24 protein-coding genes are annotated in these 23566 nt (G+C 40.7%); 7 read left to right on the top strand and 17 right to left on the bottom strand.

The genetic code is table 11. The features are described from left to right. The first annotated feature begins 73 nt into the window (after positions 1 to 73). A complete protein-coding gene (locus H6G92_RS26030) occupies positions 74 to 697 on the top strand; it encodes a hypothetical protein (RefSeq protein WP_190897229.1) in 624 nt (207 codons plus the stop codon). A gap of 304 nt (positions 698 to 1001) precedes the next feature. Further along, the gene (locus H6G92_RS26025; RefSeq protein ID WP_190897227.1) at positions 1002 to 1427 is read left to right on the top strand and encodes a YidH family protein; all 426 of its coding nucleotides are present in this window, start codon (positions 1002 to 1004) and stop codon (positions 1425 to 1427) included. A gap of 228 nt (positions 1428 to 1655) precedes the next feature. Here the strand turns inward: H6G92_RS26025 and H6G92_RS26020 are convergent, their stop codons facing one another. The 4 genes from H6G92_RS26020 to ssuD form a co-directional block, all read right to left on the bottom strand. Next, a complete protein-coding gene (locus H6G92_RS26020; RefSeq protein ID WP_190897225.1) occupies positions 1656 to 2123 on the bottom strand; it encodes an RrF2 family transcriptional regulator in 468 nt (155 codons plus the stop codon). Positions 2124 to 2534: 411 nt separating this feature from the next. After that, positions 2535 to 2699, bottom strand: coding sequence for a hypothetical protein (locus tag H6G92_RS26015; protein ID WP_190897223.1), 165 nt, complete (start codon positions 2697 to 2699; stop codon positions 2535 to 2537). A 477-nt stretch (positions 2700 to 3176) separates the two neighbouring features. Then, on the bottom strand, positions 3177 to 3743 hold the full coding sequence (gene ssuE, locus H6G92_RS26010; protein WP_190897221.1) for an NADPH-dependent FMN reductase: 567 nt from the start codon (positions 3741 to 3743) through the stop codon (positions 3177 to 3179). Between the two features lie 52 nt (positions 3744 to 3795). Beyond that, positions 3796 to 4941: an FMNH2-dependent alkanesulfonate monooxygenase gene (gene ssuD / locus H6G92_RS26005; protein ID WP_190897219.1), complete on the bottom strand. Its 1146-nt coding sequence runs from the start codon at positions 4939 to 4941 to the stop codon at positions 3796 to 3798. A gap of 279 nt (positions 4942 to 5220) precedes the next feature. Here ssuD and H6G92_RS26000 point away from each other — a divergent pair, with 279 nt between their 5' ends. Genes H6G92_RS26000 through H6G92_RS25990 form a run of 3 tightly spaced genes read left to right on the top strand, consistent with a single transcriptional unit; the run spans position 5221 to position 7259 of the window. Continuing rightward, entirely contained in the window at positions 5221 to 6468 is a 1248-nt protein-coding gene (locus tag H6G92_RS26000; RefSeq protein WP_190897218.1) for a tetratricopeptide repeat protein, read from the top strand. A 6-nt stretch (positions 6469 to 6474) separates the two neighbouring features. Next, positions 6475 to 6858, top strand: a complete 384-nt coding sequence (locus H6G92_RS38880; protein ID WP_199344981.1) for a hypothetical protein — start codon at positions 6475 to 6477, stop codon at positions 6856 to 6858. 35 nt (positions 6859 to 6893) lie between these two features. Continuing rightward, entirely contained in the window at positions 6894 to 7259 is a 366-nt protein-coding gene (locus H6G92_RS25990) for a type II toxin-antitoxin system VapC family toxin (protein WP_313889997.1), read from the top strand. A 54-nt stretch (positions 7260 to 7313) separates the two neighbouring features. On the opposite strand, the gene H6G92_RS25985 is transcribed toward H6G92_RS25990, so the two are convergent. The 6 genes from H6G92_RS25985 to H6G92_RS39725 form a co-directional block, all read right to left on the bottom strand. Next, positions 7314 to 8120: a phosphate/phosphite/phosphonate ABC transporter substrate-binding protein gene (locus H6G92_RS25985; protein WP_190897214.1), complete on the bottom strand. Its 807-nt coding sequence runs from the start codon at positions 8118 to 8120 to the stop codon at positions 7314 to 7316. Continuing rightward, entirely contained in the window at positions 8117 to 8362 is a 246-nt protein-coding gene (locus H6G92_RS25980) for a hypothetical protein (protein ID WP_190897212.1), read from the bottom strand. Before H6G92_RS25980 ends, H6G92_RS25985 begins: the two co-directional genes overlap by 4 nt. Before the next feature lie 242 nt (positions 8363 to 8604). Further along, positions 8605 to 9468, bottom strand: coding sequence for a TauD/TfdA dioxygenase family protein (locus H6G92_RS25975; protein ID WP_190897210.1), 864 nt, complete (start codon positions 9466 to 9468; stop codon positions 8605 to 8607). Positions 9469 to 9529: 61 nt separating this feature from the next. After that, the gene (locus H6G92_RS25970; RefSeq protein ID WP_190897207.1) at positions 9530 to 10630 is read right to left on the bottom strand and encodes an aliphatic sulfonate ABC transporter substrate-binding protein; all 1101 of its coding nucleotides are present in this window, start codon (positions 10628 to 10630) and stop codon (positions 9530 to 9532) included. Positions 10631 to 10676: 46 nt separating this feature from the next. Continuing rightward, the gene (locus tag H6G92_RS25965; protein ID WP_190897205.1) at positions 10677 to 12422 is read right to left on the bottom strand and encodes a vanadium-dependent haloperoxidase; all 1746 of its coding nucleotides are present in this window, start codon (positions 12420 to 12422) and stop codon (positions 10677 to 10679) included. 254 nt (positions 12423 to 12676) lie between these two features. After that, a complete protein-coding gene (locus H6G92_RS39725) occupies positions 12677 to 13072 on the bottom strand; it encodes a hypothetical protein (RefSeq protein WP_242059310.1) in 396 nt (131 codons plus the stop codon). A 1099-nt stretch (positions 13073 to 14171) separates the two neighbouring features. Here H6G92_RS39725 and H6G92_RS25955 point away from each other — a divergent pair. Beyond that, positions 14172 to 14576 carry a four-helix bundle copper-binding protein gene (locus H6G92_RS25955; RefSeq protein ID WP_199344983.1) on the top strand — a complete coding sequence of 135 codons (405 nt, stop codon included), beginning with the start codon at positions 14172 to 14174 and terminating at the stop codon, positions 14574 to 14576. Positions 14577 to 14734: 158 nt separating this feature from the next. On the opposite strand, the gene H6G92_RS25950 is transcribed toward H6G92_RS25955, so the two are convergent. From H6G92_RS25950 to H6G92_RS25940, 3 genes are all read right to left on the bottom strand, one after another. Continuing rightward, positions 14735 to 15400 (bottom strand): glutathione S-transferase family protein, encoded by a 666-nt coding sequence (locus H6G92_RS25950; RefSeq protein WP_190897203.1) that lies wholly within the window; start codon positions 15398 to 15400, stop codon positions 14735 to 14737. Positions 15401 to 15475: 75 nt separating this feature from the next. Further along, positions 15476 to 16597: an aryl-sulfate sulfotransferase gene (locus tag H6G92_RS25945; RefSeq protein ID WP_190897201.1), complete on the bottom strand. Its 1122-nt coding sequence runs from the start codon at positions 16595 to 16597 to the stop codon at positions 15476 to 15478. Between the two features lie 83 nt (positions 16598 to 16680). After that, positions 16681 to 17718: an NADP(H)-dependent aldo-keto reductase gene (locus tag H6G92_RS25940; protein WP_190897199.1), complete on the bottom strand. Its 1038-nt coding sequence runs from the start codon at positions 17716 to 17718 to the stop codon at positions 16681 to 16683. Positions 17719 to 18017: 299 nt separating this feature from the next. On the opposite strand from H6G92_RS25940, the gene H6G92_RS25935 reads away from it, so the two are divergent. Continuing rightward, positions 18018 to 19037: an isopenicillin N synthase family dioxygenase gene (locus tag H6G92_RS25935; RefSeq protein ID WP_190897197.1), complete on the top strand. Its 1020-nt coding sequence runs from the start codon at positions 18018 to 18020 to the stop codon at positions 19035 to 19037. A gap of 10 nt (positions 19038 to 19047) precedes the next feature. Here H6G92_RS25935 and H6G92_RS25930 read toward each other — a convergent pair whose 3' ends face one another. The 4 genes from H6G92_RS25930 to H6G92_RS25915 all read right to left on the bottom strand — a co-directional run bounded on the left by H6G92_RS25930 (position 19048) and on the right by H6G92_RS25915 (position 23097). After that, positions 19048 to 19389 (bottom strand): 4Fe-4S binding protein, encoded by a 342-nt coding sequence (locus tag H6G92_RS25930; RefSeq protein WP_181929948.1) that lies wholly within the window; start codon positions 19387 to 19389, stop codon positions 19048 to 19050. Positions 19390 to 19401: 12 nt separating this feature from the next. Then, positions 19402 to 21099 (bottom strand): FAD-binding protein, encoded by a 1698-nt coding sequence (locus H6G92_RS25925; RefSeq protein WP_242059309.1) that lies wholly within the window; start codon positions 21097 to 21099, stop codon positions 19402 to 19404. Between the two features lie 114 nt (positions 21100 to 21213). After that, positions 21214 to 22437, bottom strand: coding sequence for a glutathione S-transferase family protein (locus H6G92_RS25920; protein ID WP_190897195.1), 1224 nt, complete (start codon positions 22435 to 22437; stop codon positions 21214 to 21216). A gap of 3 nt (positions 22438 to 22440) precedes the next feature. Continuing rightward, entirely contained in the window at positions 22441 to 23097 is a 657-nt protein-coding gene (locus tag H6G92_RS25915) for a class I SAM-dependent methyltransferase family protein (RefSeq protein WP_190897193.1), read from the bottom strand. Positions 23098 to 23566 lie beyond the last annotated feature (469 nt).

The raw sequence follows: 23566 nt of genomic DNA, 5'->3' as shown, positions 1-23566 counted from the left end.
TGAAATAATGCTCAATTAATACCTTAAATTAGGTAGTTAGTATCCGAAAAAAATAATTTCTTAGGAGAAACACATGAAATTTTTCAAAAGCTCTCTTGTTAAAATTACGCTTGTTTGCTTATTGCTACTAGTAAACTTGATGATTGCTCAACCATCTTGGGCAGGAAAAAAATTAGCTAATGATCCAGACTATATAGAAATTACCAAATCATTAGAATCTGCTTTACAGGATAAACAAGCCCAAGGAGTTACACCAGAAATTGAGCAAAAAATTACTAATTTGAAATACCAAAAGTATATTTTGGAAAATAGTGAAGATCCTGTAGGAATTTGTCGCAATGAAACCGATAAAACACTGTTAATATACGGTGAGAAGCCCAAAAAATCTACCTCAACCTACGACAACGAATTATATCTGCTCCCTAGTGGCGCAGAAACGGATGACGAGTGGGACTGTCAAGGTGTTTATATTCCTGGACAAGCTGCTACAGAAGAACAAGCAGCCACACCTGCTCAAGCTTTTAAGATTGTTCATGGAACTCGTTTAGTTGCGACAACCAACCCCGAAACTGGAGAAATTGAATTCAATCTTCCACCTGCGAAAGTTTTTCAATCAGGTGAAGTTAACTGGGTTATTCCTGAAAATTTGAAAGCCGCACTAGATGCTGGAATTACTACTGCGAAAATTGAGGATTAAGTGACTAGTACAGATGGAATAGGTAAATTCAGCTAGAATCTTGAATAAAAACTATGAGTCAGAATTGTTCTGGCTCTTTTGTTTTCAATTTATATTATTATATGTTTAAAGACATAGGCAAGTAAGTAATATATTAATTACTGGTGATTCAATAAAAACAATTTATCAAATAATTTAAGCAAATCAATTACTTAGATGTAAACTTTTGAGAAAGAAGTCCACATTATTTTTTTAATGTTGTTATTTTTTGTAAAATAAATTAAACATTGAAAATCTTGAATAACTATTTGAACACATAAATTGCATGAAGATAGAAGCAGAAAAATTAGAAGTGAAGAATTTAGAAAAAAAGAAGTATAGGTCAGACCGAATTCGGGATCACTTAGCAAATGAACGTACCTATCTGGCATGGATGCGAAGTGGTATTGCGCTCATGGGTTTTGGTGTTTTGATTGTGCGATTGCGAATCATTAGACCTCCATTAGCACCACAACCTCCTGGTAATGGTTGGAAGTTAGGTTTAGCATTTGCCTTAGTTGGTGTGTTAACAGTATTACTTTCAACTCAGCATTATTTCGCTGTTCGTCGAGATATTGATGAGGATACCTATCAACCGCCAGACCGTTGGATACTTATGGCGAGTCTAGCTGTGGTTCTCCTCGGTGGGGGCGTACTATACTATGTGTTCACAGTTCCTCTAGATTATTTGAGTAGTTATATTCTGGAGTGAAAGATTTACCTGTAATCCTTTTAGAGACTTAGCACTGCTACGTCTCTAAGTTATTTTTCACTCCTATGTCTGTTGAATATTTTTGAATTTGGAAGTTTCTAATTGAATGCAGTTATTTCCAACTCTGGTGACATCTCTTTGCCCTCAAGGACGAAAGCTCTCTAAAAATCACTTTTTAGATTTCCTAGTTGTTCCCTTGCGGGATTTAGACTTTGACCTAGTATGTTGCTAAATGTAATACATCTGACTCTTCTGTAAACGTGCTTCGCGCTGGTCACACAAGTCTTGGATGGTATATTGACTCAAAATAGTTTGTGCGGCAACATCTGCTTGCTGCCAAATCTCCGACACCAAAATTTTTTCCAAATTTTCTTCAGAAGGAGACTCTTTTTCTTTCTGTTCTCCATCCAACATAATCACGACCTCTAATAACGTTAATTGGCGAGGTTCACGCGCTAAAACAAAACCACCTTTAGAGCCACGTTGACTCTGTACAACACCCGCCCGCCGCAAACTGGAAAGTATCTGCTCTAGATAACGCTCTGGTATTGGATGCTTGGCAGATATGTCACTCATAGTTGTGGGTGTTTTGTGAACATAATGGTTGGCTAGTTCTAAAAGTGCCAATAGCGCATATTCCACTTTCGCAGACAGATCCAAGAGCGTATAGTTTTGTTTTTTTAAGCTATTTGTCATAATACTACTGTAAATTGATAAATTTATTGTATTTTAGCAGTTAGACGTTGATTTTCATCTATCTACCAACCAAGTCAACGGTCGCAGCAGTTGTATCCTCGTCGGGATTCTTCCTAATCAAGATATGGTATGGGCGCAGAAATACTTTTTCACTCGGAGAAACAATAGTGCTTAGAAACATTTTCAACTAAAATACGCATTCTTATCTGTAATATTGAGGAATATATAAACGCACCCGCAGTTGATTCATTCTGCTACATTGATTAATAAATAAAATCATAGACAAACATTCGCTTTATTTAAATGAGATGTCCATGCAAAGAAGATGCATCTAACCACGGTGGTAACTGTAGCGTTTTTAAGTGATTGAAACTAGAAAAAAGTTGCTGTGGTTTACCCCAAAGGTCTAAATCAAACCAACCATAGTTTTCTGTTGGCGTGAGCATCGCTGCGGTGATGTTGACCGTGACTGTAGCGGGACACCAAACCAGAAATCAAAGGTTGACGCTGGTAATGCTGAGGTATACGAATGCGGCTATCAATTGGGGTGAGTTGAAGAAACTTCTGTTGTGGCATAAGAATATTCTGCGATCGCTACACTCAAAATGACTCCCATTAAAAACAGTGACACAAAGCTTCTCAAAGAAGTGTGTTTCCATCGATTCCAGATATCCGTCCACATATGACTTTGGACTCCTTGGTTTAATCTACAGTTAGTCGATCTAAATTTAGTATTTAGAGGTTTAGTACTAGATACTACAGATATCTAGATGAAATAGCAATAGTAAACACCATAATCCCGGTCAAGAATGTGTTAATTTCATGATTTTTAAGAATGCCACTAAATATCTTTAGACAAAGGAGTTGCACTTAAAGGCATAAAAAAGCGATCGCAGTGGATGATTCAGCATCTGCGATTGCCTACGGTGGGGCGTACCTGGAAAATTTTTAAATTTTATCTATAACCAGGGATGGCGTGGGGAATAAAAAATAGCAGATGGATGGAAATCACCCAGCTGCTAGTGAGAAGGGAGTAACGATAACTCTGATTAACTAGCCAGCATGGACAAATTCTTTGGCAGCATTCTGGGAATGATTCACCGCTAGAGCAAACTCTTTGAGGACATCTTGCAATCTTTGGTTTATTTCCTCATCGAGTTGCACGCTACCATCTGGCTGGATTTGAATTTGCTTATCGACTGCGTACACTGTACTCAATATATGGCGTGCGCCTAATTCAGATAGCACAGGTTTTAAGGCATACTCTACTGATAATAAATGAGCGATTGTCCCACCTGTAGCTATAGGTAGCACAACTTTCCCTGCCAAAGCTTTCTGGGGTAATAAATCTAGAAATGCTTTCAGTACACCTGTGTAGGCTGCTTTATAAATGGGAGTTGCAATAATTACACCGCTTGCTTTTTCTAGGAGGGCTTTTGGTTTTTCTAACGCGAGACTATCGTAACGTCCATAAGCTAAGTCTTCGGCAGGTATATCTCGCACTGAGATTATATCTAGATTTAATCCTTGCTGCGATAGAGTTTTAGCAGCGTGTTCAAGAATGGCGTAGGTTCTGGAGGGGTGAGAGGGGCTGCCGGCGATCGCTAATATATTTGTCATGTTAGATAAGAGGCTTTGAGGTTTTTAAACGCAGAGGTACGCAGAGTGTTTTTTAATCTACGGTGGCGATTTGCTGTTTGGGGAATTCTTGGTTGGCTACAACCTCGCCAAAGGGACTCAATAGTTGCGGTTCTACTATTGGCTGATTGTCTAGGGGTAAACGAGGGAAAAGTAATTCTGCTACCCGATATGCTTCTTCTAGATGAGGATAACCAGAGAAGATAAAAGTATCGATACCTATTTCTTGATATTCCAGCATTCTCTGAGCAACGGTATCGGGATCGCCTACTAAAGCTGTGCCAGCACCACCACGGACTAAACCAATTCCTGCCCATAAATTCGGGCTAATTTCTAAGGCTTCACGAGAGCCGTTGTGTAATTCTTTCATCCGGCGTTGTCCTTCGGAATCCATGCGGGCGTAGGCTTGTTGCGTTTTGGCGATCGCATCTTCATCTACGTAGCGAATCAAATTGTTAGCTGCATCCCAGGCTTGGCTTTCTGTCTCTCGCACAATCACGTGGAGACGAATCCCAAAACGTAATGTTCTTCCTTGGGCTGCTGCTAACCGACGTACAGAGGCAATCTTTTGGGCAACTTGTTCTGGTGGTTCGCCCCAAGTTAAATATACATCTACATGTTTGGCTGCAATTTCTTGAGCAATCGGGGAAGAACCTCCAAACCACAGAGGCGGATGAGGTTTCTGGATTGTGGGAAATAATAGCCTACCACTTTGGATATTCAGATAATCTCCCTGAAAATCAGCAGTTTCTCCAGCTGCAATCTCTCGCCACACTGCCAAAAATTCATCTGTTAATCTGTAGCGATCATCATGGGAAAGATGCAATCCATCTCCCGCCAATTCCACTGGATCGCCACCGGTGACGACGTTAATCAATAACCTTCCACCAGAAATGCGATCAAAGGTTGCTGCCATTCGTGCTGCTACTCCCGGCGACATCAACCCCGGACGAATAGCCACCAAAAACTTCATCCGCTTGGTGTGTGTCACCAAAGTTGATGCCAAAATCCAGGCATCTTCACATGAACGACCTGTAGGTAGTAATGCCCCTGTAAAACCTAAATGATCTACTGCTTGGGCTATCTGCCGCCAGTAATCAAAGTTGACTGCCCGCCCACCTATGGCAGTACCAAGATAGCGCCCTTCACCGTGAGTTGGAATAAACCAAAGTAGCTGCATGATATGTATAGTCAGAGTAGCTGCAATATTTCCTGGTCTTTAAGTACGGTAATTTTATCAATTTACCGTATTATTTAATTCACTTTTAGACTATCGCACAGCCAGTTAAGCAAAGCAATACCTTTACAAAACTAAATACTATTAGTCGGTAGAGTTTTAGTAGTTTAATACTTGCGGTTTTACAGTAGCTATGACATACTTGAGCTTGTAAATACATTATTCCTATAGACTTACCGTAGTTTATAGTTTGCTTCACAAATCTGCTGCAAAGAATTAATCATGCTTAAAGATGCCCAAGGACTAGTAGTTACAACAGATTCAGCCGATGCGATCGCAGCCATTAACCGTTTTATCGATCAGATGCTTGGTTATGGTAAGGATGCAGAAACAGCAGTTTTACAAGCAATTGCAGCAGATCCCACTTGTGCATTAGCTTATGCTTATGCGGCTGCTTATTATCTCACCCAAGAAAATCGTAAAGCTTGGCAGGTAGCTCTACCATATCTACAAACTGCACAACAGTATTGCACCAAGGTTACCGTCAGAGAACAGCTATATGTGCAGGCAATTTTAGCTTGGGCAAATCAAGAAATTGATGTAGCGATCGCCACTCATGAAGAGATTGCCAATCAATTTCCCCGTGATTTAATATCTGTGCAGCAGGGGCAGTATCACTATTTTTATACAGGCAATAAAGAAAAATTACTAGAAATTGCCCAGAAGGTTTTACCTAGCAATCCCCAACAACATTATTTATATGGCATGGTGGCCTTTGGATTAGAACAATGTCACCAACTCAAAGCAGCAGAAAAGATAGCTCGTAAAGCGATCGCATTGAATAGATATGATCCTTGGGCGCATCATGCGATCGCTCATGTCATGGAAACTCAGGGAAGAGTCGATGAGGGAATAGCTTGGATGGAGAGTTTTGCAGATACCTGGGAAGACTGCAACTCCATGCTTTACACTCATAACTGGTGGCACATTGCACTATATTATTTGCAGTTAGGAAACTACCAAAAAGTTCTCAAACTCTACGATACGCATATTTGGGAACGTGCTAACAAACAATCTCCTAAAGACCAAGTAGGAGCAATTTCATTATTATTGCGCCTAGAATTGCGCGGTGTAAATGTGGAGAACCGTTGGCAAGACATCAGTCCTTATCTTTACAGCCGGATTGATGAACACGCATTACCATTTCAGGATTTGCATTATGTCTATGCCCTTGCCAAAGCCGGACACCATGATTGGGTGAACCAAATGCTTCAGAGTATGCAGTATCACACTTTGAGTATTAATCCTTTCCTGCGACGGAGTTGGGTAGAGTTAGCAATTCCCGCAGCTAGAGGAATGGTAGCTCATGCCAAAGGTGATTTCAACACAACTGTTGCAGAACTGAAACCTGTTTTACCACGTTTGCATGAGATTGGAGGGAGTCATGCACAGCGAGTATTGTTTGGGCAAGTTTATCAAGATGCGGTGTTGTCGGCACAACAACAGAGTTGGGATTATGCCGTGTCTTAAAAACTAGTGCAAAATAAAATTATCCTCCACACCCTCATCATGGCTATTCAAGAACTCGAACAACAACTCCTTCAGCTTTCGCCCAATGATAAACTGTATATTATCCAACTTCTTGCTCAAAGCTTAACCACACACAATAACAACACCCACCCAGACCAACCAAGCAAACTCTCAGACTTTTTCCGTGAATCTCCTTTGGCTGAACTCACTGAAGAATTAGATATTAACCGAGGCTTGGTATTACTAAAAACTCTGATTGAGTCTTTACAACCAGAAACCAAAACTGAAACCCCAGAATATCCCCTTCCTCAATTTTATGGATGTATCCAAGATGAAACATTCTTTCGCCATCCTCAAGGACAACAACAAGAACGTGAACCCATCCTGTGAAATTCCTGCTAGATACTAACACTTGCATTATTTATATGCGTGGAAAAAATTCCACCTTAAAGCAGAAACTAGAATCCACTGCAACTAAAGATATTGCCGTTTGCTCAATCGTCAAAGCTGAACTATTTTATGGCGCAATGAAAAGTGCCAATCCAGTACTTAATCTTACCTTACAACAAGAATTTTTAGCTCAATTTACATCATTAGCTTTTGACGACCTAGCAACAATGATTTTTGGAACGATTCGCTCTCAACTAGAAACATTAGGCACTCCAATTGGAGCTTATGATTTACAAATTGCCGCTATCGCACTGACAAATAACTTAACCCTCGTCACCCATAACACCAGGGAGTTCAAGCGCGTTAATAATTTGCTTACTGAAAGATTGGGAGATAGATAATTGAGAACCCCTCTCCTTCTCTTTGTGCCTCTGCTTGAGCTTTTCTTTTATTTCTTACCTAGACAAGCTAACACAAGAGCGGTCTTTATAAATCTGATTTAATATCTGATAATCTTCCAATCTCACTGCGGCAAAACGTCTGACTCCGAACTGTTTCATCACTTTTTGTAACTCTGCATCTGGTTGGAGTAATGCCAACTGCATTTGCTGAATTAAAGATATACCTAAACGCTGTGCTACTACCAATGGTGGCATTGGAGAAGGCCCCAGGACTTCCACCACACGCAAATGCTGTGATAATTCAGGGAAGTCCTTTAATTCCTGTTCTAGCACCACACTATCAATCGTTGCACAATCTGCCAATCCCTCAACTACCCAGCGAATTGAACGCTGATGTGAACCTGATTTTACCGTTTTGCCAAAGAAATTTTCAGGATATTTTTCTGGAACTAATTTATGAGAAAGTAAATTATAACCACTATTAGAACCTAGATCATTATAACAAAATGTTTTTCCTGCTAAATCTGTAAACTTTTTGATATTACTATTAGCATTGACAATAACATCTGCATAGTAAACAGGGCAGTTGCTATATCGTGATGATTGCATTACTGGCGCAACTAAAGTCTGAAATTGGTTTGAAACTATTTGACTATAGCGAATTAGTGGCAATCCACAAATAAAAGCTAAGTCTATCTGGTCTTGGAATAATAGCTCATCTTCTAGGGGATCATATTCACCTTGTTGTAGTTGGAATTCTATTTTTAAAACACGATCTAAATAAGCTGCGATCGCTTGATAAAATCCGAACCAATTGGGAGCTAGATAAGATGTAATTTGCAATCTGTTATATATACTCATTTTTGTTCTATAACAGTTTCATGTTGAAAAAATCGACTTAAACTTTTTCCAGATAAATAATGTATATATACAAATCCGAGACTGGCAAAAGTCAATAACATAATACCCAAAACTGTTATGTATGCTTTAGTGTGCCACCATAGCTGCTTTAACAAATCTGTACTAAGTAGTAATATCTTCCACAAGAAATAATCATTTACTTTTTTAGCGTCTTGGATATTGATGTGTTGAGCTAATGCCATTTCGATTTCTGCCTTCAATTAAAACAAAGAACGGTAACCCGATAATCTTAATGTAGATTATAATATATATTATCTAAGTTCGTCAAAAAATATAAATAATTGACGTTAATAAGTTTGGAGATAAAATTTATATATTCTCAATCAATAAAACTTAAACCATCATAAAGTACAAAACCCCAGTTTATTCAAGGAACCGGGGTTATTCTATGTCAACTTATTTTTTCAAATAAATAGGATTTTTCTCAAAATGGACGGCTACCCGCTAAACTTATCCGTTTCATCACCCGGCGCTGATTGGGATTAAATGCTTGACGATAATGCAAAGTTGCTTGATTATCCCAATAGACAATATCGCCTACAGACCATTTGTGTTGATAATAAAACCGAGGTTGATGTAAATGCGATCGCAGCTGTTCAATTAATTCAGATCCTTCTTGCGGATCTAGACCAACAATTTCTACTTCTGTGGCGTAATCTAAATATAAAATCTTTTTTCCACTTTCTGGATGTGTCCGTACTAGTGGGTGAGGAAATACAGGACTAATTAGGGGAATACTCTTGTCTAGACGGTATTTAGAACGAGGTGTATTTGGTTTATATAAAAAGGGATTGTATGTAATTAACTGCAAATCTGCAATCCGACGCTTTGTAAACTCATCCAGAGTTTCATAGGCTAAATTCAGATTTAACCAGTAAGTATCTCCACCTTCGCTGGGTACTTCCAAAGCATAGAGTAAAGAACCACTGGAAGGATAAGGAGTCCACTTATGATCAGAATGAAAACTTAGTTCAGCAGTTCCAGTATAGCCGCCATCAACATTAGAAACGGGAATTATTACGGGTGTGGCTCCTGGCTGAGAAGCAAGAACTGGGATGTCATCTGGCGGGACAAATAGAGAACCAAAATGAAAAGCAAAGTTTAAGAATTGCTCATCAGTCAGATTTTGATTTTTGAAGATAAGGATGTGATGTTCAAGTAATGCTTGTTTCAGTTGTAAGATAACTTCAGGTTTAATTGGCTGACTAGCATTAAGTCCAGTGACTACAACGCCTAGAGGTGCATTAATTTCAGTAATTTGAAAGTTATTTAAGGTGAGTGTAGACATAATCAACTATTAAAATTTTCCACAATTTCCGAATAACAACTAGTAATTCACGCTCCAAATATTATTGTTTTGCAAGCACTTCTTGAGGAGTGATTTCGGCATATTGTTCAGGAGTCAAGAAACCATCTCTCACATTTACCTTCTTAGGTATCAATCCCAAACTGTACCATTTATCTGCAACTTCTTGTTGTTTATTAATAATTTTTTCGGTAATTGGTATAAGCGTGAAATCATACTTTTTGTGCATAATCTCTAATGTAGGTGGATCAAGTTGAGTTGTACCAGAGAGCAATTGGGAAAGTTCTTTAGGATTATTCTTAGCCCAATTTTGGGCTTTTTGCAGTTCTTCTAAAACGACCTTGATTACTTCTCTGTTTTCTTCATAGAATTTACGATTTGTAGAGAAAAAGTTGTTAGTATCTCGCAAGCCATTACCACCATGAGTTAAAACCCGCGCCGTGTTATTTTGGACATTTCTTGTAACAAATGGTTCCCAAATAAACCAAGCATCTACTTTCCCTTGGCTAAATGCTACATTAGCATCTGGAGGCGCTAGACCAACTGATTCTATATCACTGAGCTTTAAACCTTCTTTTTCTAAGGCTCTAAGTATAAGATAATGACCAATTGATGCTTTTTGAAAAGCTACTTTTTTTCCTTTTAAATCTTTGACACTTTGAATAGGAGAGTTTTTAGGAACTAACAGTGAAACTGCTTGCCCATCAGAAGAGTTAGCCGCTAGATATACAAGAGGTGCGCCGGCTGCTTGAGAGAAAACAGGAGGAGATTCTGCTGTAGAGGCAATATCAAGTGCGCCTGCATTTAAAGCTTCTAATTGTTGTGGCCCGGCAGCAAATTCTGGCCACTCTACCCTATACCCTAAAGGTTTTAATCGTTCTGCTAGAATACCTTTTTCTTCTAAGACAGCTAGGGCAGTCAGTTGTTTAGAGCGGACAATTCTAATTACTTTATTGGCAGTAGTATTACTACTAGCTACATTAGAAGCCGGTGAAGCTGATTGTTGCTGAGAATTATTTGGTGAATTACTACAACTAAATACTGTGGTAGATAATACTAAACTGTAGCCAAAAGCAAATAAAGCGTGACGACGAGTGATGCGTTGGTTTTTCCAGGATGCAAAATTTTTTTTGAAATCTTTCATGAATTAATCCACATTGAATTATTAAACAGGTTGTCAAACAAAAGATTTAAACTGTGACTTTTGTCCCATCAAATTTTGTGAATGTGAAGCCATTGAATTTTTCGTTGTAACCTAACCTCTCATCTTTCAAGATACTAATAGCAATTGCTTCACCCAAAGCTATGCCAGCAGAACCATCTGTACGCCAGTGAATACCACCATGACCACGGCCAAGGGTGTAATTAGCTGCTAGTTTGTTCAATTCTCCACCCACGGTTAAAGGCTCTCCTTTGTAGGGAATCACCTTAGTGGGGTCATTAGGATCGGGGACTACGGGATTGGGGATGACAAAATCTTCGTCAAAGTATGCTTTTAAAATTGTGGCACTAACACCAGCGATCGCAGCTGCACCACCAACGTAAGATGAATGAATGGGTGCGCCTTCTGGGTATCCATGCGGTAAGAGATAGGAACCAAATTTACTAAAACTCCGAGCTAAAGCTTGGGAATTTAATATATCTCTATGAGTCGGATATTTGGTTTTATTGACAATGTTGTTATGAACTAGCCCACCATAAGCTTCTGGACGCAGAGTGCGGTGTACATAAAACTTCTGCCAGTATGCAGCTCTAATAGCGCGGGATCTACCCAAGTACACTAAGGCTTCTAAATGTCCGAGAGCAAATGATCCATTGCCCCCCTGTTGGGTTTTTGATTTAACAAAGGGATTACCTGAATTAAAGGGTGCGCCAATTCCACTACTTAAAGGGTCGTTAGCTTTGCGACTACTACCCAAAATGAGAGCAGCACCAGAAAATGCTGCGCCTGGTGCATGGGAAAATTCTGATAAGTCACGAATTGTCGATATGTAACGGCGTACTGGGTCATACTTAATAGCTCTAGGAGTACCGCCATTCTGTACATTCAGCCATTCTTCATAATCAGTGAGGAAATCATTACCAGGTAAAGCCGTCCGAATCACAGGCGGAATAAACTGAACGCCCCAAGGAATATTTAGCAATGCAAATTGGGAGATGTAAGGGCCAACTAATATCCCTGGCGGAGTTACGTGTTTTGCTGTCCTGCCAGATTTGTCACTTTGATCAACGTAGGTGACACTACCACGAAACAGGGTTTGGGGAGTGACACGTCCATTTTGTTTTGGCCCTTTGAACGTTGAAAGCTGATTAAGTTCCTCAACCGCTGCCAATACCAAAGGATCGTCGGTGTTGTTCTGTAGTTTATGAAAAGGTACGTCCCGCAATAGGGCTTGCCAATACAGTTCAACAGCTTCTACAGCCCGTTCTGAACTAGCTAGAGTTGGTGGCGGCGGTACTGCTACCTGCACCCCATGACATCCTTCTAAACTGACCGCGAGAGGCCCCTGAGTATTAACCAATTTTCTGGTGCCACCCAAAATGACCTTTTCAAAGTCATCATGATCATGGGTTGTTACTGCTTTAGTTAAAGAGTCATAGGCTTTGAGATCAACTTCACCCTGTTTATTGTGTGGTAGTCCCCTAGTATCAGAACCAATCTTATTAGGATACCGTTCCTCATCGCCATTAGTAGGATTAGACGCAATGGGAATTTGACGATTAGCCTCGGCTGAGGCAATACGTATGCGATAAGCCTTTTCTGTAAACTTGTTTTTAGCAGAAGATACCTGCTCTTGTGCCTGACCTTTTTGAGCAGAAAACTTTAAACCCACTGCCCCTGCTACAACACCACTTGCAGTAAAGATACCAGTGTGTAACAAAAAAGATCGTCTACTAGCTGCACTCACAATAACCTTGGATTTTCTCTGATTCATAACTGTATATCTCTGCGCTTCTGCGCCTACTCTTTGCTACGCAACGCTACCGCCTAATGCAATACGGGCTAATGGTACAAAATTTTGGGTTTTCGAGACGCGATAAATCGCCGTCTCTACAAGTTTTTTGGGCCTAATGGCGAATGCATGAGATTTGATCTATTTACTTAACTACATCCGCAATTGAAAAAAAGGAATTAAGGTGGTTTTACCCACCTTAAGCAACCGATTTGAGGTCTACTGTGGCGGAAACTTTAGGAATATTGCGTGATTATGGGTAATTGTTCATTCAGTACCCAATTGCCAATATCGCGCAGCTTATAATCTACAGGGTCATGAAGCGTGAAAGTACGTAAATCTCGCCAGTAACGGTCAAAGCCGTATTTACTCCCCGTAGAACGAGTTCCCATAACTTCAAAAATACCTGTGGTGAGATTCAAACCAACGCGAGTAGCAAAAGCCTTGGCTGCAAAAACAGAAACTGCTACTTCTCCCCTTTCTTTAAAAGTTTCTCGCAACCGTTGGATTTCTATATCTGGCAGCCCTGCTTTGTTATCTCTTTCCACTGCGGTGGCTGCCAATTCCGTAGATAAAGAAGTAGCAACATTGATCCAATGTTTGGATTCTTCTTTAACTAATAGTTGCACCATTATCTATTTTTCTCCTTATGGTGAGTATGGATGAGGAAATGGGAATTGGAACATGGCGAAAGTTAGGATTCCGTTGCGACACGAGGAGGTATAGTTCGCCCAATTCCCAAGATTTAATCCTTGGCATTGCTGATTGAAAACATGAGCTAGTCTCGCGCAGAGAGTAAGAGCTTAAATTCAGTGATTTTTCAGTTAGATGGGCAACAACATTTTTGAATTAACACTGCTTCTCCTTAAGTTCTGTTAGAGTCTGCTTAATCTTAAATCCTTACTGAGCAAGCACTTTTACAAAAAAACTATCTTAGTAGTGGCAAGATTAGCCTAAACTAACTACTACAAATCGGTAGACATTTAGTAGTTTACTCATAGTATAGCAGTGTTGCATGGTTAACTGTAAAAGGCAAGTACATTTTGGAAAATCATTAGGGCTTACGAAAAACTATACGCTGTAGGGGCAATAGCCTTTGGCTACATGAATTGCCCCTACCAGAGAATAAGGGTTTCGGCTGTGGTTTGCGTAAGTCCTGATCATATTCAAATTCAGCAACATCCTTAATTCAATTAAGTTCAGTCAGAATGCCCTTCGGATTCCCAAAACCACCACTACATGATGAACTATGGCTTAATAAAGTCATGAAAATTTGACATTACTGAAATATAAGAAAATATACTCATAGCATTTTTTCAATTAATGAGTTTTTTCAATGAAGAATATAGCTATAATCTTTACTAGACAAGGCTTTGACGGTTTAGTATCTAGGAAATAAAAACGGCATTATCTATCAACTGTTTTTTGATCTTGTAGGCAGACAAATCAAATAAACTGACAGTCAATTCTGGATATTAAGGAATAGCTGACTTCAATTAAGTAATTCGCCATAACTAACAAAAGAGTCTCAGCCCTTAATAAATAAGGATTTTAGCCAAGTAGCTCCCCATTAAATATGAAAAGACGCTTAATTTACGTCAAGTATATAGGTATAGGGGCATTCAAATTGCTAGAACTCCAGAATCTATTGATTTCTCAAAAATAAAGTTTTACCTTGCTAATTAAGTCAGCCACACCACTAACAGCGACAACAAGGAGACTATTTCTATGATGACAACCGAATCTATACTCACTGAAATGGAAGCTTGCAAACAAATCTCTATTGAATGCCAAACTACTTGCATTGATACCCTCAAATACTGCAAGAGTCAGGGTGGTAAATACATGGATATGACTATGATGTCCATGTTGCGGGACTGTGCAGAAATGTGCATGATGTGCGTCAACATGATTAATGACGGCTCTGAGTTTATGGGAAACACCTGTAGTTTGTGCGCCCAAATTTGCGATCGCACCGCCCTAGCTTGTGAACAAATGAGCAGCGATGCCACAATGATGTTCTGTGCCACTATTTGCCGCAAGTGCGCTCAACATTGCAACGCAATGGGACTCAACTCTGCTTCCTATTTCCGCAGATCAAGCTTGGTGACAGAAGATTCACTACTATCTAGCTAATTTTCCGCCAGGATTAAGTTGCCCAATTTATAGCAGACTTGCGATTATACCTAAATTCATAGTTTCTCCAGTATCTTTGGTTTTTCGCCGCCCAAAAAGATTTTGAGCGGCGAAAACTTAGGGAAAGATACAATTATTGTGACTACCAAAAAGCAGTACTAGGCAGCAACAGGGGTAGCAAATCTAGCATATCGCTCTATGTAAAACTCCTTACTATTAGCGATCGCCACCACAGAATCACGTTGTTTTAAAGCCTTTTTCCATTGACGTAGACGAGTAAATTCCTCTGGTAGTGCAAAGCCTCGATGGTGCTTCAGTGCAGCCCAACGCTCAAACCAGGGGTAAAATGTGAAATCAACCAAACTAACGGATTCGCCAAACCAGTAAGGGCCGTCTCCTGACAACTTCCCAAAAGCTTCATTCTCGATAAATTCCAGATGTTTGTACAACTCTTGTTTAGCTGCTTCTTGCTGTTGGATCTCAGGACTACGCAAGAGAGTAGAAAAAGCTGGAACGAATCGAGTATTAGCAAAATCAATCCAGATTCGAGCTTGTGCTTTAGCAATGGGACTGCTAGGCAAAAGCGGCGGATTTGGAAATACTTCGTTGAGATATTCGTTAATTACTGCCGATTCCCAAACTCGGTGATTATGATGTGCGATCGCAGGCACTTTTCCATAAGGAGAAATATCTGTAAATCCCTCCGGCTTGTTCTGCAAATTAATCTCAATCAAGTCAAAGTCGATACCTTTTTCTTGAAGTACCAAACGCGAACGGTGAGCATAAGGGCAAACAACCGCACTATATATCTTGATTTCAGCCATGTTAATGTTCCTGTATGAATTAAGACTTGTTTATTGGCAGAATTACGAATCAAAAGCCTGCTGCTCCCTGCCTTTTTAAAGCCAAGGCACTTCCTCAGGTGCATAACGAAAGGCACGGAAGACTGAATTTTGTTCCCCACTAGCTACTGCTGACTTCTCACCAAGATTCCTTGCCGCAAAGTGAGGATTGACATATTCCCAAACAATCTCTCCTGTAACTGTCACCTCAAATATGCGACCGAAAGCACCTTCTGTAATTAAAGTGTTGCCATTCGCTAGACGCTGTGCGCCTGATATATACGAACTGAAGAAATTTTGAGGTGGATTGTCAGTGTATTGCCAAACTATCTGTTTCGTTTGACGGCTTACTTCAATCACACGAGAGAAATTGAGAGCAGTATGACGACGATGTGCGCCATTGTCAAAAATTAGGATATTGCCATTAGCTAATTCGTTAGGAAAGTGCTGCTGTGCTAACACGTCATCTCCGAGTGTCCAGATAATCTCTCCTGTTTGGCGATCGATAATTACGACGGTAGAGATATTACGGAAGCTGACTATAATACTCCCGTCAGCGAGTTCGCCTACAGTATTACCATGAGTCCATTCGTGTCGTTGATCTTGGGGAGTGATAGTAAAAATATCTGGATTTAAGTGCTCATGGGCGTGCCAAGTCCAAACAATCTCACCCCCAGGAGTAACTTCGTAAAGCACATCAGCATAGATATCACCGTCTGCTTCTGTTCCCGGTACACCGCCTTTGATACGGGGAATCAAAGACTGAGGTATCTTTTCAATAGCTAATAAAATCGTGTTCCCGTTGCGTAGTCTGCGCCCGTCGTGATGATGATCTGGATGTTTATATTCCCAAATAATATTTCCCTTGGGATCTGCTTCTAAGACAACGCCACCTTTAAAGGCAGCCCACAAAGGAAAATGTGGCGGAATATCTAGCGTCTTACCATTATAAAAAAGGTTGCCATTGGGTAAAAGATAACCATATAAACCCGGTGAATATGGCAAATTCCATTGATGTACTACTTCTCCTTCTAGGTTCAGAAGATATACTTCTCCCTTACCTGTAAGTGGTGTAAAAAGCGTATAACCCTTGAATACCTTGTCAGGATTATAAGCTCTTAAACCAGTACCACGGCGACGAATAGTATTTTGGTCAACTGATGCTGTTGCGATCGTCATAATTTTCTACACATTTGCTTTATTCAGATCCCCAACTTCTTCGAGAAGTCGGGGATCTATAGTTTTCTGATAGATCAGCACTCCTATGGTGCTGGATTTGGATATTGAGTGTGAACTGCATCCAATTCAGCCAAGATATCTTTATCAAGAACTATATTGATGCTTTCTATATTCTCTTTGAGTTGTTCTAGGGTGGTAGCACCAATAATCGTACTAGCAACAAACCAACGACTCCGCACAAATGCGATCGCTAATTGTGCAGGACTTAGTTGATGGCGTTTGGCAATTTCTACATAAGCTGCTACTGCTTTGCTAACATTTGGTTTTAAATATCGCTGACCAAAGTTTTCAAATAAAGTAACTCTTGCTTTTTCTGGTTTACCGTTGAGGTATTTACCAGTTAAATAGCCAAATCCCAAAGGGCTGTAAGCTAGTAAAGGAACGTTTTCGTAATAAACTGCTTCTGCAAGTGCGCCATCAAAAACTCGATTGAGTAAATTGTAAGCATTTTGAATAGAAACAACTTTAGGTAATCCTAATTGTTTAGCTGCATGGCTAAATTGTGCAATGCCCCAAGGAGTTTCATTACTTAAACCGATATAGCGAATTTTACCTGCATTTATGACATCGGCAAAAACTTCTAATTGTTCAGTGATGGGAACTGTTTCCCCGACTTGGTTAGGGTCGAAAACTGTTTGTCCAAAACGTGGTACATAACGATCCGGCCAATGGATTTGATATAAATCAATATAGTCTGTCTGCAACCTTTTCAGACTATCATCTACAGCTTGTTTGATATTATCTCTATCAATGGCTTTAGCTCCATCACGTAGCCACTTAAAGCCTCGACCCGGCCCTGCTATTTTAGTAGCAATTATTAGTTGATCTCGCTGTTGATGTTTTAACCATTCTCCAATATAAGTTTCGGTTAAGCCATAGGTTTCAGCACTGGTTGGTACTGGATACATCTCAGCTGCATCAATGAAGTTGATTCCCTCTTTAGTGGCATAATCTAGCTGCTGGTGGGCTTCTTCAATACTATTTTGCTGCCCATAAGTCATTGTGCCAAGGCAAATATCTGAAACTTTTAGGTCACTATTACCTAGCTGATTGTACCGCATATATCTGGATTATGTTTGTTCTTAAATTGTCAATATTTTTACACAATTTTTTAACAATAAATTACTAACTGTTTAGTAATTTATTGTTACTTGCAGAAATAATGAGAATCATTTAGATAATAATACACTATTTCTATCGAATTACCGTATTTAAAATAAAATTTACAAATTTATACTCAAAATCTTTTGTCTAAGCACCTGACTAAAGTTAGCGATCGCCATACCCAACATTATGGTTACCGATATAATTTTCTGTGTAGCCTAGATATTAGTTTACGCATAACTAGGAGAACCTGAGCATGACAATCTTACAAGATGTAGATAAAGAGTTTTCACAAGTTCCCATAATTGATATTAGTGCGCTGATTTCCCAAACTAGGAACTCTTCTAAAGTAGTTGCAGACCAAATTAGGCAAGCGTGCCAAGATTACGGTTTCTTTTATATCGTCGGACATGGAGTTGATGAAAAATTGCAAGAGAAACTAGAAAATCTTAGCCAACAGTTCTTCGCGCAGGATGAAGAAACTAAACAGAAAATTCGTATGGCTTTTGGTGGTAAAGCATGGCGAGGATATTTCTCTGTGGGTAAGGAATTGACATCAGGTAGACCTGACTTAAAAGAAGGTATTTACTTCGGTACAGAACTAGAAGAAAATCACCCACTTGTGAAAGCTGGTGTACCAATGCACGGTCGCAATCTCTTTCCATCCAACATTCCCCAATTTAGGGAAACGGTACTTGAATATATAGACTCAATGGCCAAACTCGGACACATTCTCATGGCTGGTATAGCCTTGAGTCTAGGTTTAGAAAAGTCTTACTTTGCAGACCGTTATACAAAAGACCCATTGATATTATTTCGGATTTTCAATTACCCTCCTAATCCATCATTATCTAAATCTGAATGGGGCGTTGGCGAACATACTGATTACGGTGTATTAACTATACTCAAACAAGATAATGTCGGTGGATTACAAGTCAAATCAAAGTCTGGTTGGATAGATGCACCTCCTATTCCTGGTTCATTCATATGCAACATTGGGGATATGCTTGATCGCATGACGCAAGGACTGTATCGCTCAACACCACACCGCGTTCAGAACCTATCAACAAGTAATCGCCTGTCATTTCCCTTTTTCTTTGATCCCAATTTCAACGTTGAAGTCAAACCCATTGAACTGAAGGATGTAGTAGTGAATGATGATAAAAGCGATCGCTGGGATAAAGCCAGTGTCCACGAATTTCGCGGGACTTATGGCGATTATCTTTTAAATAAAGTCTCTAAAGTATTTCCAGAACTACAACAAAAAGTGCTTTAGAGAGTCCAAATTAACTTTGATAAGGACGCGGTAATTGACGCAGTTTATGAGCCGTATCTAATTCGCTATTGTTTTTCCTGCCATATCCCCAACCCAAGAGGCTACGATATTCACCCATGATGCCACTTTCAATTAAATCATCCTCATTGACTGCAACACTTGTATGAGATTCAGGCGCAACATAGAGTGCATCCGCAGGACAATAAGCCTCACACATGAAACAAGTTTGACAGTCTTCCTTGCGGGCGATCGCAGGTGGCTGGTTGGGTACGGAGTCAAAGACATTGGTAGGGCAAACTTGGACGCACAAATTGCAATTGATACAGAGTTTATGGCTGACAAGCTCGATCATGATATGCTCCTGCTACAACTTTGATACAGTAGGTGTGGTTTGAGTGGTAATTACTGGTGGTGTAGCAATCGCATCCGTAATCCAATCACGCCTCACCCAAAGCTTATCTAAGCCACCTGTTGCTTGGTAATAACGCTGATTTGGATCGGTTTCAGGATAGTCTATGCGAATATGTTCGCTGCGCGTTTCCGTGCGATGTAACGCGCTAAAATATGCCCATCGTGCTACAGCCGTTAAAGCCGCTGCTCGACGAGAAAATTCCACATCGCGCACTGTATCTTGTTTCGGGTTTTCTTGTACTTGCTGCCACAGCGTTTCTAATTTGGCGAGAGAATCCAAAAGTCCCTGTTCAGAACGTAAGTAATTCTTCTCCAACGGTAACATCTGGGCTTGTACACCGCGCACGATCGCTTCACTATCGAATGTTTCAGAAGTGGGTGAGGGCGATGATGGGCTACACCCCGCCAAAGGCGATGGCGTTTTGCCCAGCGTAGCTGATCGCAATCCCACTTTACCAGCAGGACGCGCAACCCGTTCATTTGCATGAGCGCCCAAACTCTTAGCAAAGTCCGCTGCCCCAACTCCAGCCCATTGCCCTGTGGAAATTGCCCACGCAGCATTGGGACCACCACCCCCAGAAGCTAAACCGGCTAAAAACTCCCGCGATGCTGCATCACCGGCAGCGTAGAGACCAGGAACTTTTGTAGCGCAATCATCATTCACAATCCGAATCCCACCTGTACCACGGACTGTACCCTCTAAAACAAGTGTCACAGGCACTCGTTCTGTATAGGGGTCAATACCAGCTTTTGTATAAGGTAGAAAAGCAATGAAATGAGACTTTTCAATCACTGCTTTAACTTCTGGTGTGGCTCGATCTAAACGAGCATAAACGGGGCCTTTCAGTAGGGCATTAGGGAGAAACGATGGATCACGACGACCATTTATATAGCCACCCAGATCATTGCCTGCTTCATCACTATAACTAGCCCAGCCAAAGGGAACACCCCTAGTTACAGTGGCATTGAAAGCCGTCGAAATTGCATAGTGATTAGAAGCTTCCATACTAGAAAGTTCTCCACCAGCTTCCACTGCCATCAACAGTCCATCACCTGTATTGGTATTGCAACCTAATGCTTTACTCAAGAATGCACAACCGCCATTCGCTAAGACTACTGCACCAGCACGAACGGTATAGGTACGATGATGCTGCCTCTGCACACCTCTTGCACCAGCTACTGAGCCGTCGTCAGCCAATAAAAGCTCTAGAGCGGGACTTTGATCGAGAATCTGCACACCTACACGCAAAAGGTTTTTGCGAAGTACCCGCATATATTCAGGGCCATAATAACTCTGACGCACAGATTCCCCATCTTCTTTAGGGAAATGATAGCCCCAACTTTCCACTAGGGGCAAACTCAGCCAAGTTTTTTCGATAACACGCTCGATCCAACGTGAGTTAGCGAGGTTTTTTCCTACGCGATAACGCTCTGATAAAACTTTGTCCCAATTCTCTGGAGAAGGAGCCATGATGCCGTTACCACTAGCCGCCGCCGCACCACTCGTACCCAGAAAACCTTTATCAACAATGATGACTTTGGCATCTTGAGATGCGGCTGCCCAGGCTGCCCATGCTGCGGCAGGGCCACCACCAATTACCAGTACATCAGCAGTTAACTGTAGTTCATTTTCACTATGGACTGTTAGCAATTCCCTTTCCTCAATAAAGTCTCCAAAGTACAGCAGAATTCAGGAGCGCTCCGACTTTTCGCTGCGTCTCTGCATAAGGCAAATTCATCCATTCAATCAGCAACGCCCACAAAATTAATAAACAGAAGTCAACAATTTATCTATCGCTGCTCGAAACGCTGTTGCTGCTCCAGCACTCATATCACGGGGGGCGCAGATGCGATTTCTCAAATATGCGAAAGTAATAGCACCCACAGCAGCGAAGATAGGATCAACACTACTATTTTTACCACCAGTCCTTCCACCCGGTAAGGTTTCGCCATTGCCATGAATGAGATAATCAGCCAGTTGTCGCAAGTGAAAATCAACAGCGTCCTTAACTGTGGTAAAATCACCGTCTGCCGCTAAAGCTTGGACTCCAGAATTTTTGATAATATCTGCGATCGCAACTTCCCGATTATCGCTCAATCTCTCAGCGGCTTCTGCGCGATATTGAATTTTCTCACTATCTGTCACATCCAGAGGTAAAGGATTTCCAATTGGTTCTACACCCCATCTGCGACGCAACAGTAAATTGTTGGTGATATTATCCGATTTTACCCTGTGATAAGCAGGACGCTGATTAAGTGCATCAAACCAAGCATTAATTCGAGGAAAGCGAGGATTTCCTTTGAGGTGATATCCCCGATATACAGGTAAATTAGCCGCCAATCTATCTAGATGGGGGCTATACAGAATGTCAACTAAGCTAAATGTACTTACAAAGTAGGGGCTGGAATATTTAGCCAAAGCTTCCTCAAGTTCATCTAACTTCGCCTCAAATGCTGCTTGTAAGTTTGCCAAATCATCAGCATCTACAGGTGCTTCTCTCAGGAATTTGTACGCAATCTCTCTAAAACCGTTAGTCTCAGCCTCCTCAAGCAACTGCCTAGCAACAGCGTTTTCCTCTGGATTTTCCGGCAGTAATGCTGGATGTGGAAACCTTTCTTCTAAAGCCAAGAGAATATCTTTGGATTCATATACTAAGTTCCCCTTAATTTTTGCTGCTGGGACAAGGGTTGTGGGAACTAAGTCAGTGTACCATTTGGGTTTATTACTTAAATCAATAAACTCCGTTGCAAAGGGAATTTCCTTTTCTTCCAGAGCAAACCAAACTCTCTCGCAGAAAGGACACCAGGAATTAGTATCTCGATAAAGCAAGACTGGTGGTTGTGTGTTTGGGGGAAGTTTCTGTAAACTGCTGGGTATTGGTACAGTAGAAGGAGATTGTCCCGGCCTCTTTACCCTACGCGCAGAAGTATTTTTTCTAGCAATCTCTAAAACTTCTTCCCAACTCGATACTGTGTTTTGAATAGACATTTTTTACCTCGCTTTCCTAGGAATGCCAGAAAACACAAATAACTGTTGCTCTTTGGGTGTAGCAAAGTTTTCACCAAGGTACTGATGGAGACCAACACCCATATCTTTTGTATCAGTGAGTTTGAAGTTCACTTCCTCAAATCCAGATGCACTTAAAATTTTCCGCACATTGTCAGAGTAGGGAATACCGTTAGAGTGTCCGCGAGTCCAGATAACAAAAGCACCGGGTTTACTCAGAAAACTCAGGTTATCTAGTAAGCGATTGAGTTCAGCTTCCTGTGCCAGATTGCCAAACACACCACACACAATCACAATATCTGCTGGTACTCCTCCTAGATAGTTAGTGGCAAGAGTTGCATCACCATTGATAAACTCAATTTGTTTGGCTAAACCCAAAGACTCTATAGTTGCTCGTCCACGCTCAACTAAATTTGAATTTATTTCAACCAGTCGTGCAGAAACATCCTTTGCACGAGGGTGATTTTTTAAAGTTCCTAATAAATCTCGTCCATCACCAGCGCAAACACTCACTATTCGGATAGCTCCATTTCGTGAGGCATTCAAGCTGTAAGCAATATATTCCTGCACGATTTCTAGACGCTGCTGCAATTTTGGCTCAGTGTTGTAGAGGTCGTGCCATTCATACCAATCTTTTGGCATAAGGGGTTATTCCCGTTTGATGCACACTGTGTAATCATAAACTACGGTTAACTTATCGAGTAGCTGTAGTTTATGGATGAAGGCAGAGTATCACAAACATTTATATAAAATCAAGCCTTATTCCGTATAACTGCCCTTAACGAAGTGATTATACAAAATGCTTACGTATAATAAATAGTGAAATGTAAGTAGCTCAAAAGCTATCGGTGAGAGTAATGAAGGAGTAATTCATTTCTTTGTGTCTAATTGGGGAGCTATTTAGTACACCCGTAGGGGCACTGCCGTGCCCATTGGTGTCAACTTAAGCTAAAAGCCTTTTCAAATCTCGTTTCCAGCAAGAGGCTATTGGTGACAACTTAAGAAAAAGGTAAGCTTGTCAACAGGTGCATCAAGGGAAAAAACGATGGGAAATCCAAGAGTCGGAAACCCAGATCACAAGCGGGATAGAAACATGCCAGCGCCAGAAAAC

This window comes from Nostoc foliaceum FACHB-393 (genome assembly GCF_014698505.1).
Taxonomy (GTDB): Bacteria; Cyanobacteriota; Cyanobacteriia; order Cyanobacteriales; family Nostocaceae; genus Nostoc; species Nostoc foliaceum_A.
The sequence above is the reverse complement of the archived record's forward strand: the minus strand, read 5'-3'. Positions and strand labels throughout refer to the sequence as shown.

Excerpts from the sequence above, each read along its gene's own strand:
- H6G92_RS26030 (WP_190897229.1), top strand. The coding sequence starts at position 74 with ATGAAATTTTTCAAAAGCTCTCTTGTTAAAATTACGCTTGTTTGCTTA.
- H6G92_RS26025 (WP_190897227.1), top strand. The coding sequence starts at position 1,002 with ATGAAGATAGAAGCAGAAAAATTAGAAGTGAAGAATTTAGAAAAAAAG.
- H6G92_RS26020 (WP_190897225.1), bottom strand. The coding sequence starts at position 2,123 with ATGACAAATAGCTTAAAAAAACAAAACTATACGCTCTTGGATCTGTCT.
- H6G92_RS26015 (WP_190897223.1), bottom strand. The coding sequence starts at position 2,699 with ATGCCACAACAGAAGTTTCTTCAACTCACCCCAATTGATAGCCGCATT.
- ssuE (WP_190897221.1), bottom strand. The coding sequence starts at position 3,743 with ATGACAAATATATTAGCGATCGCCGGCAGCCCCTCTCACCCCTCCAGA.
- ssuD (WP_190897219.1), bottom strand. The coding sequence starts at position 4,941 with ATGCAGCTACTTTGGTTTATTCCAACTCACGGTGAAGGGCGCTATCTT.
- H6G92_RS26000 (WP_190897218.1), top strand. The coding sequence starts at position 5,221 with ATGCTTAAAGATGCCCAAGGACTAGTAGTTACAACAGATTCAGCCGAT.
- H6G92_RS25990 (WP_313889997.1), top strand. The coding sequence starts at position 6,894 with ATGCGTGGAAAAAATTCCACCTTAAAGCAGAAACTAGAATCCACTGCA.
- H6G92_RS25985 (WP_190897214.1), bottom strand. The coding sequence starts at position 8,120 with ATGAGTATATATAACAGATTGCAAATTACATCTTATCTAGCTCCCAAT.
- H6G92_RS25980 (WP_190897212.1), bottom strand. The coding sequence starts at position 8,362 with ATGGCATTAGCTCAACACATCAATATCCAAGACGCTAAAAAAGTAAAT.
- H6G92_RS25975 (WP_190897210.1), bottom strand. The coding sequence starts at position 9,468 with ATGTCTACACTCACCTTAAATAACTTTCAAATTACTGAAATTAATGCA.
- H6G92_RS25970 (WP_190897207.1), bottom strand. The coding sequence starts at position 10,630 with ATGAAAGATTTCAAAAAAAATTTTGCATCCTGGAAAAACCAACGCATC.
- H6G92_RS25965 (WP_190897205.1), bottom strand. The coding sequence starts at position 12,422 with ATGAATCAGAGAAAATCCAAGGTTATTGTGAGTGCAGCTAGTAGACGA.
- H6G92_RS39725 (WP_242059310.1), bottom strand. The coding sequence starts at position 13,072 with ATGGTGCAACTATTAGTTAAAGAAGAATCCAAACATTGGATCAATGTT.
- H6G92_RS25955 (WP_199344983.1), top strand. The coding sequence starts at position 14,172 with ATGACAACCGAATCTATACTCACTGAAATGGAAGCTTGCAAACAAATC.
- H6G92_RS25950 (WP_190897203.1), bottom strand. The coding sequence starts at position 15,400 with ATGGCTGAAATCAAGATATATAGTGCGGTTGTTTGCCCTTATGCTCAC.
- H6G92_RS25945 (WP_190897201.1), bottom strand. The coding sequence starts at position 16,597 with ATGACGATCGCAACAGCATCAGTTGACCAAAATACTATTCGTCGCCGT.
- H6G92_RS25940 (WP_190897199.1), bottom strand. The coding sequence starts at position 17,718 with ATGCGGTACAATCAGCTAGGTAATAGTGACCTAAAAGTTTCAGATATT.
- H6G92_RS25935 (WP_190897197.1), top strand. The coding sequence starts at position 18,018 with ATGACAATCTTACAAGATGTAGATAAAGAGTTTTCACAAGTTCCCATA.
- H6G92_RS25930 (WP_181929948.1), bottom strand. The coding sequence starts at position 19,389 with ATGATCGAGCTTGTCAGCCATAAACTCTGTATCAATTGCAATTTGTGC.
- H6G92_RS25920 (WP_190897195.1), bottom strand. The coding sequence starts at position 22,437 with ATGTCTATTCAAAACACAGTATCGAGTTGGGAAGAAGTTTTAGAGATT.
- H6G92_RS25915 (WP_190897193.1), bottom strand. The coding sequence starts at position 23,097 with ATGCCAAAAGATTGGTATGAATGGCACGACCTCTACAACACTGAGCCA.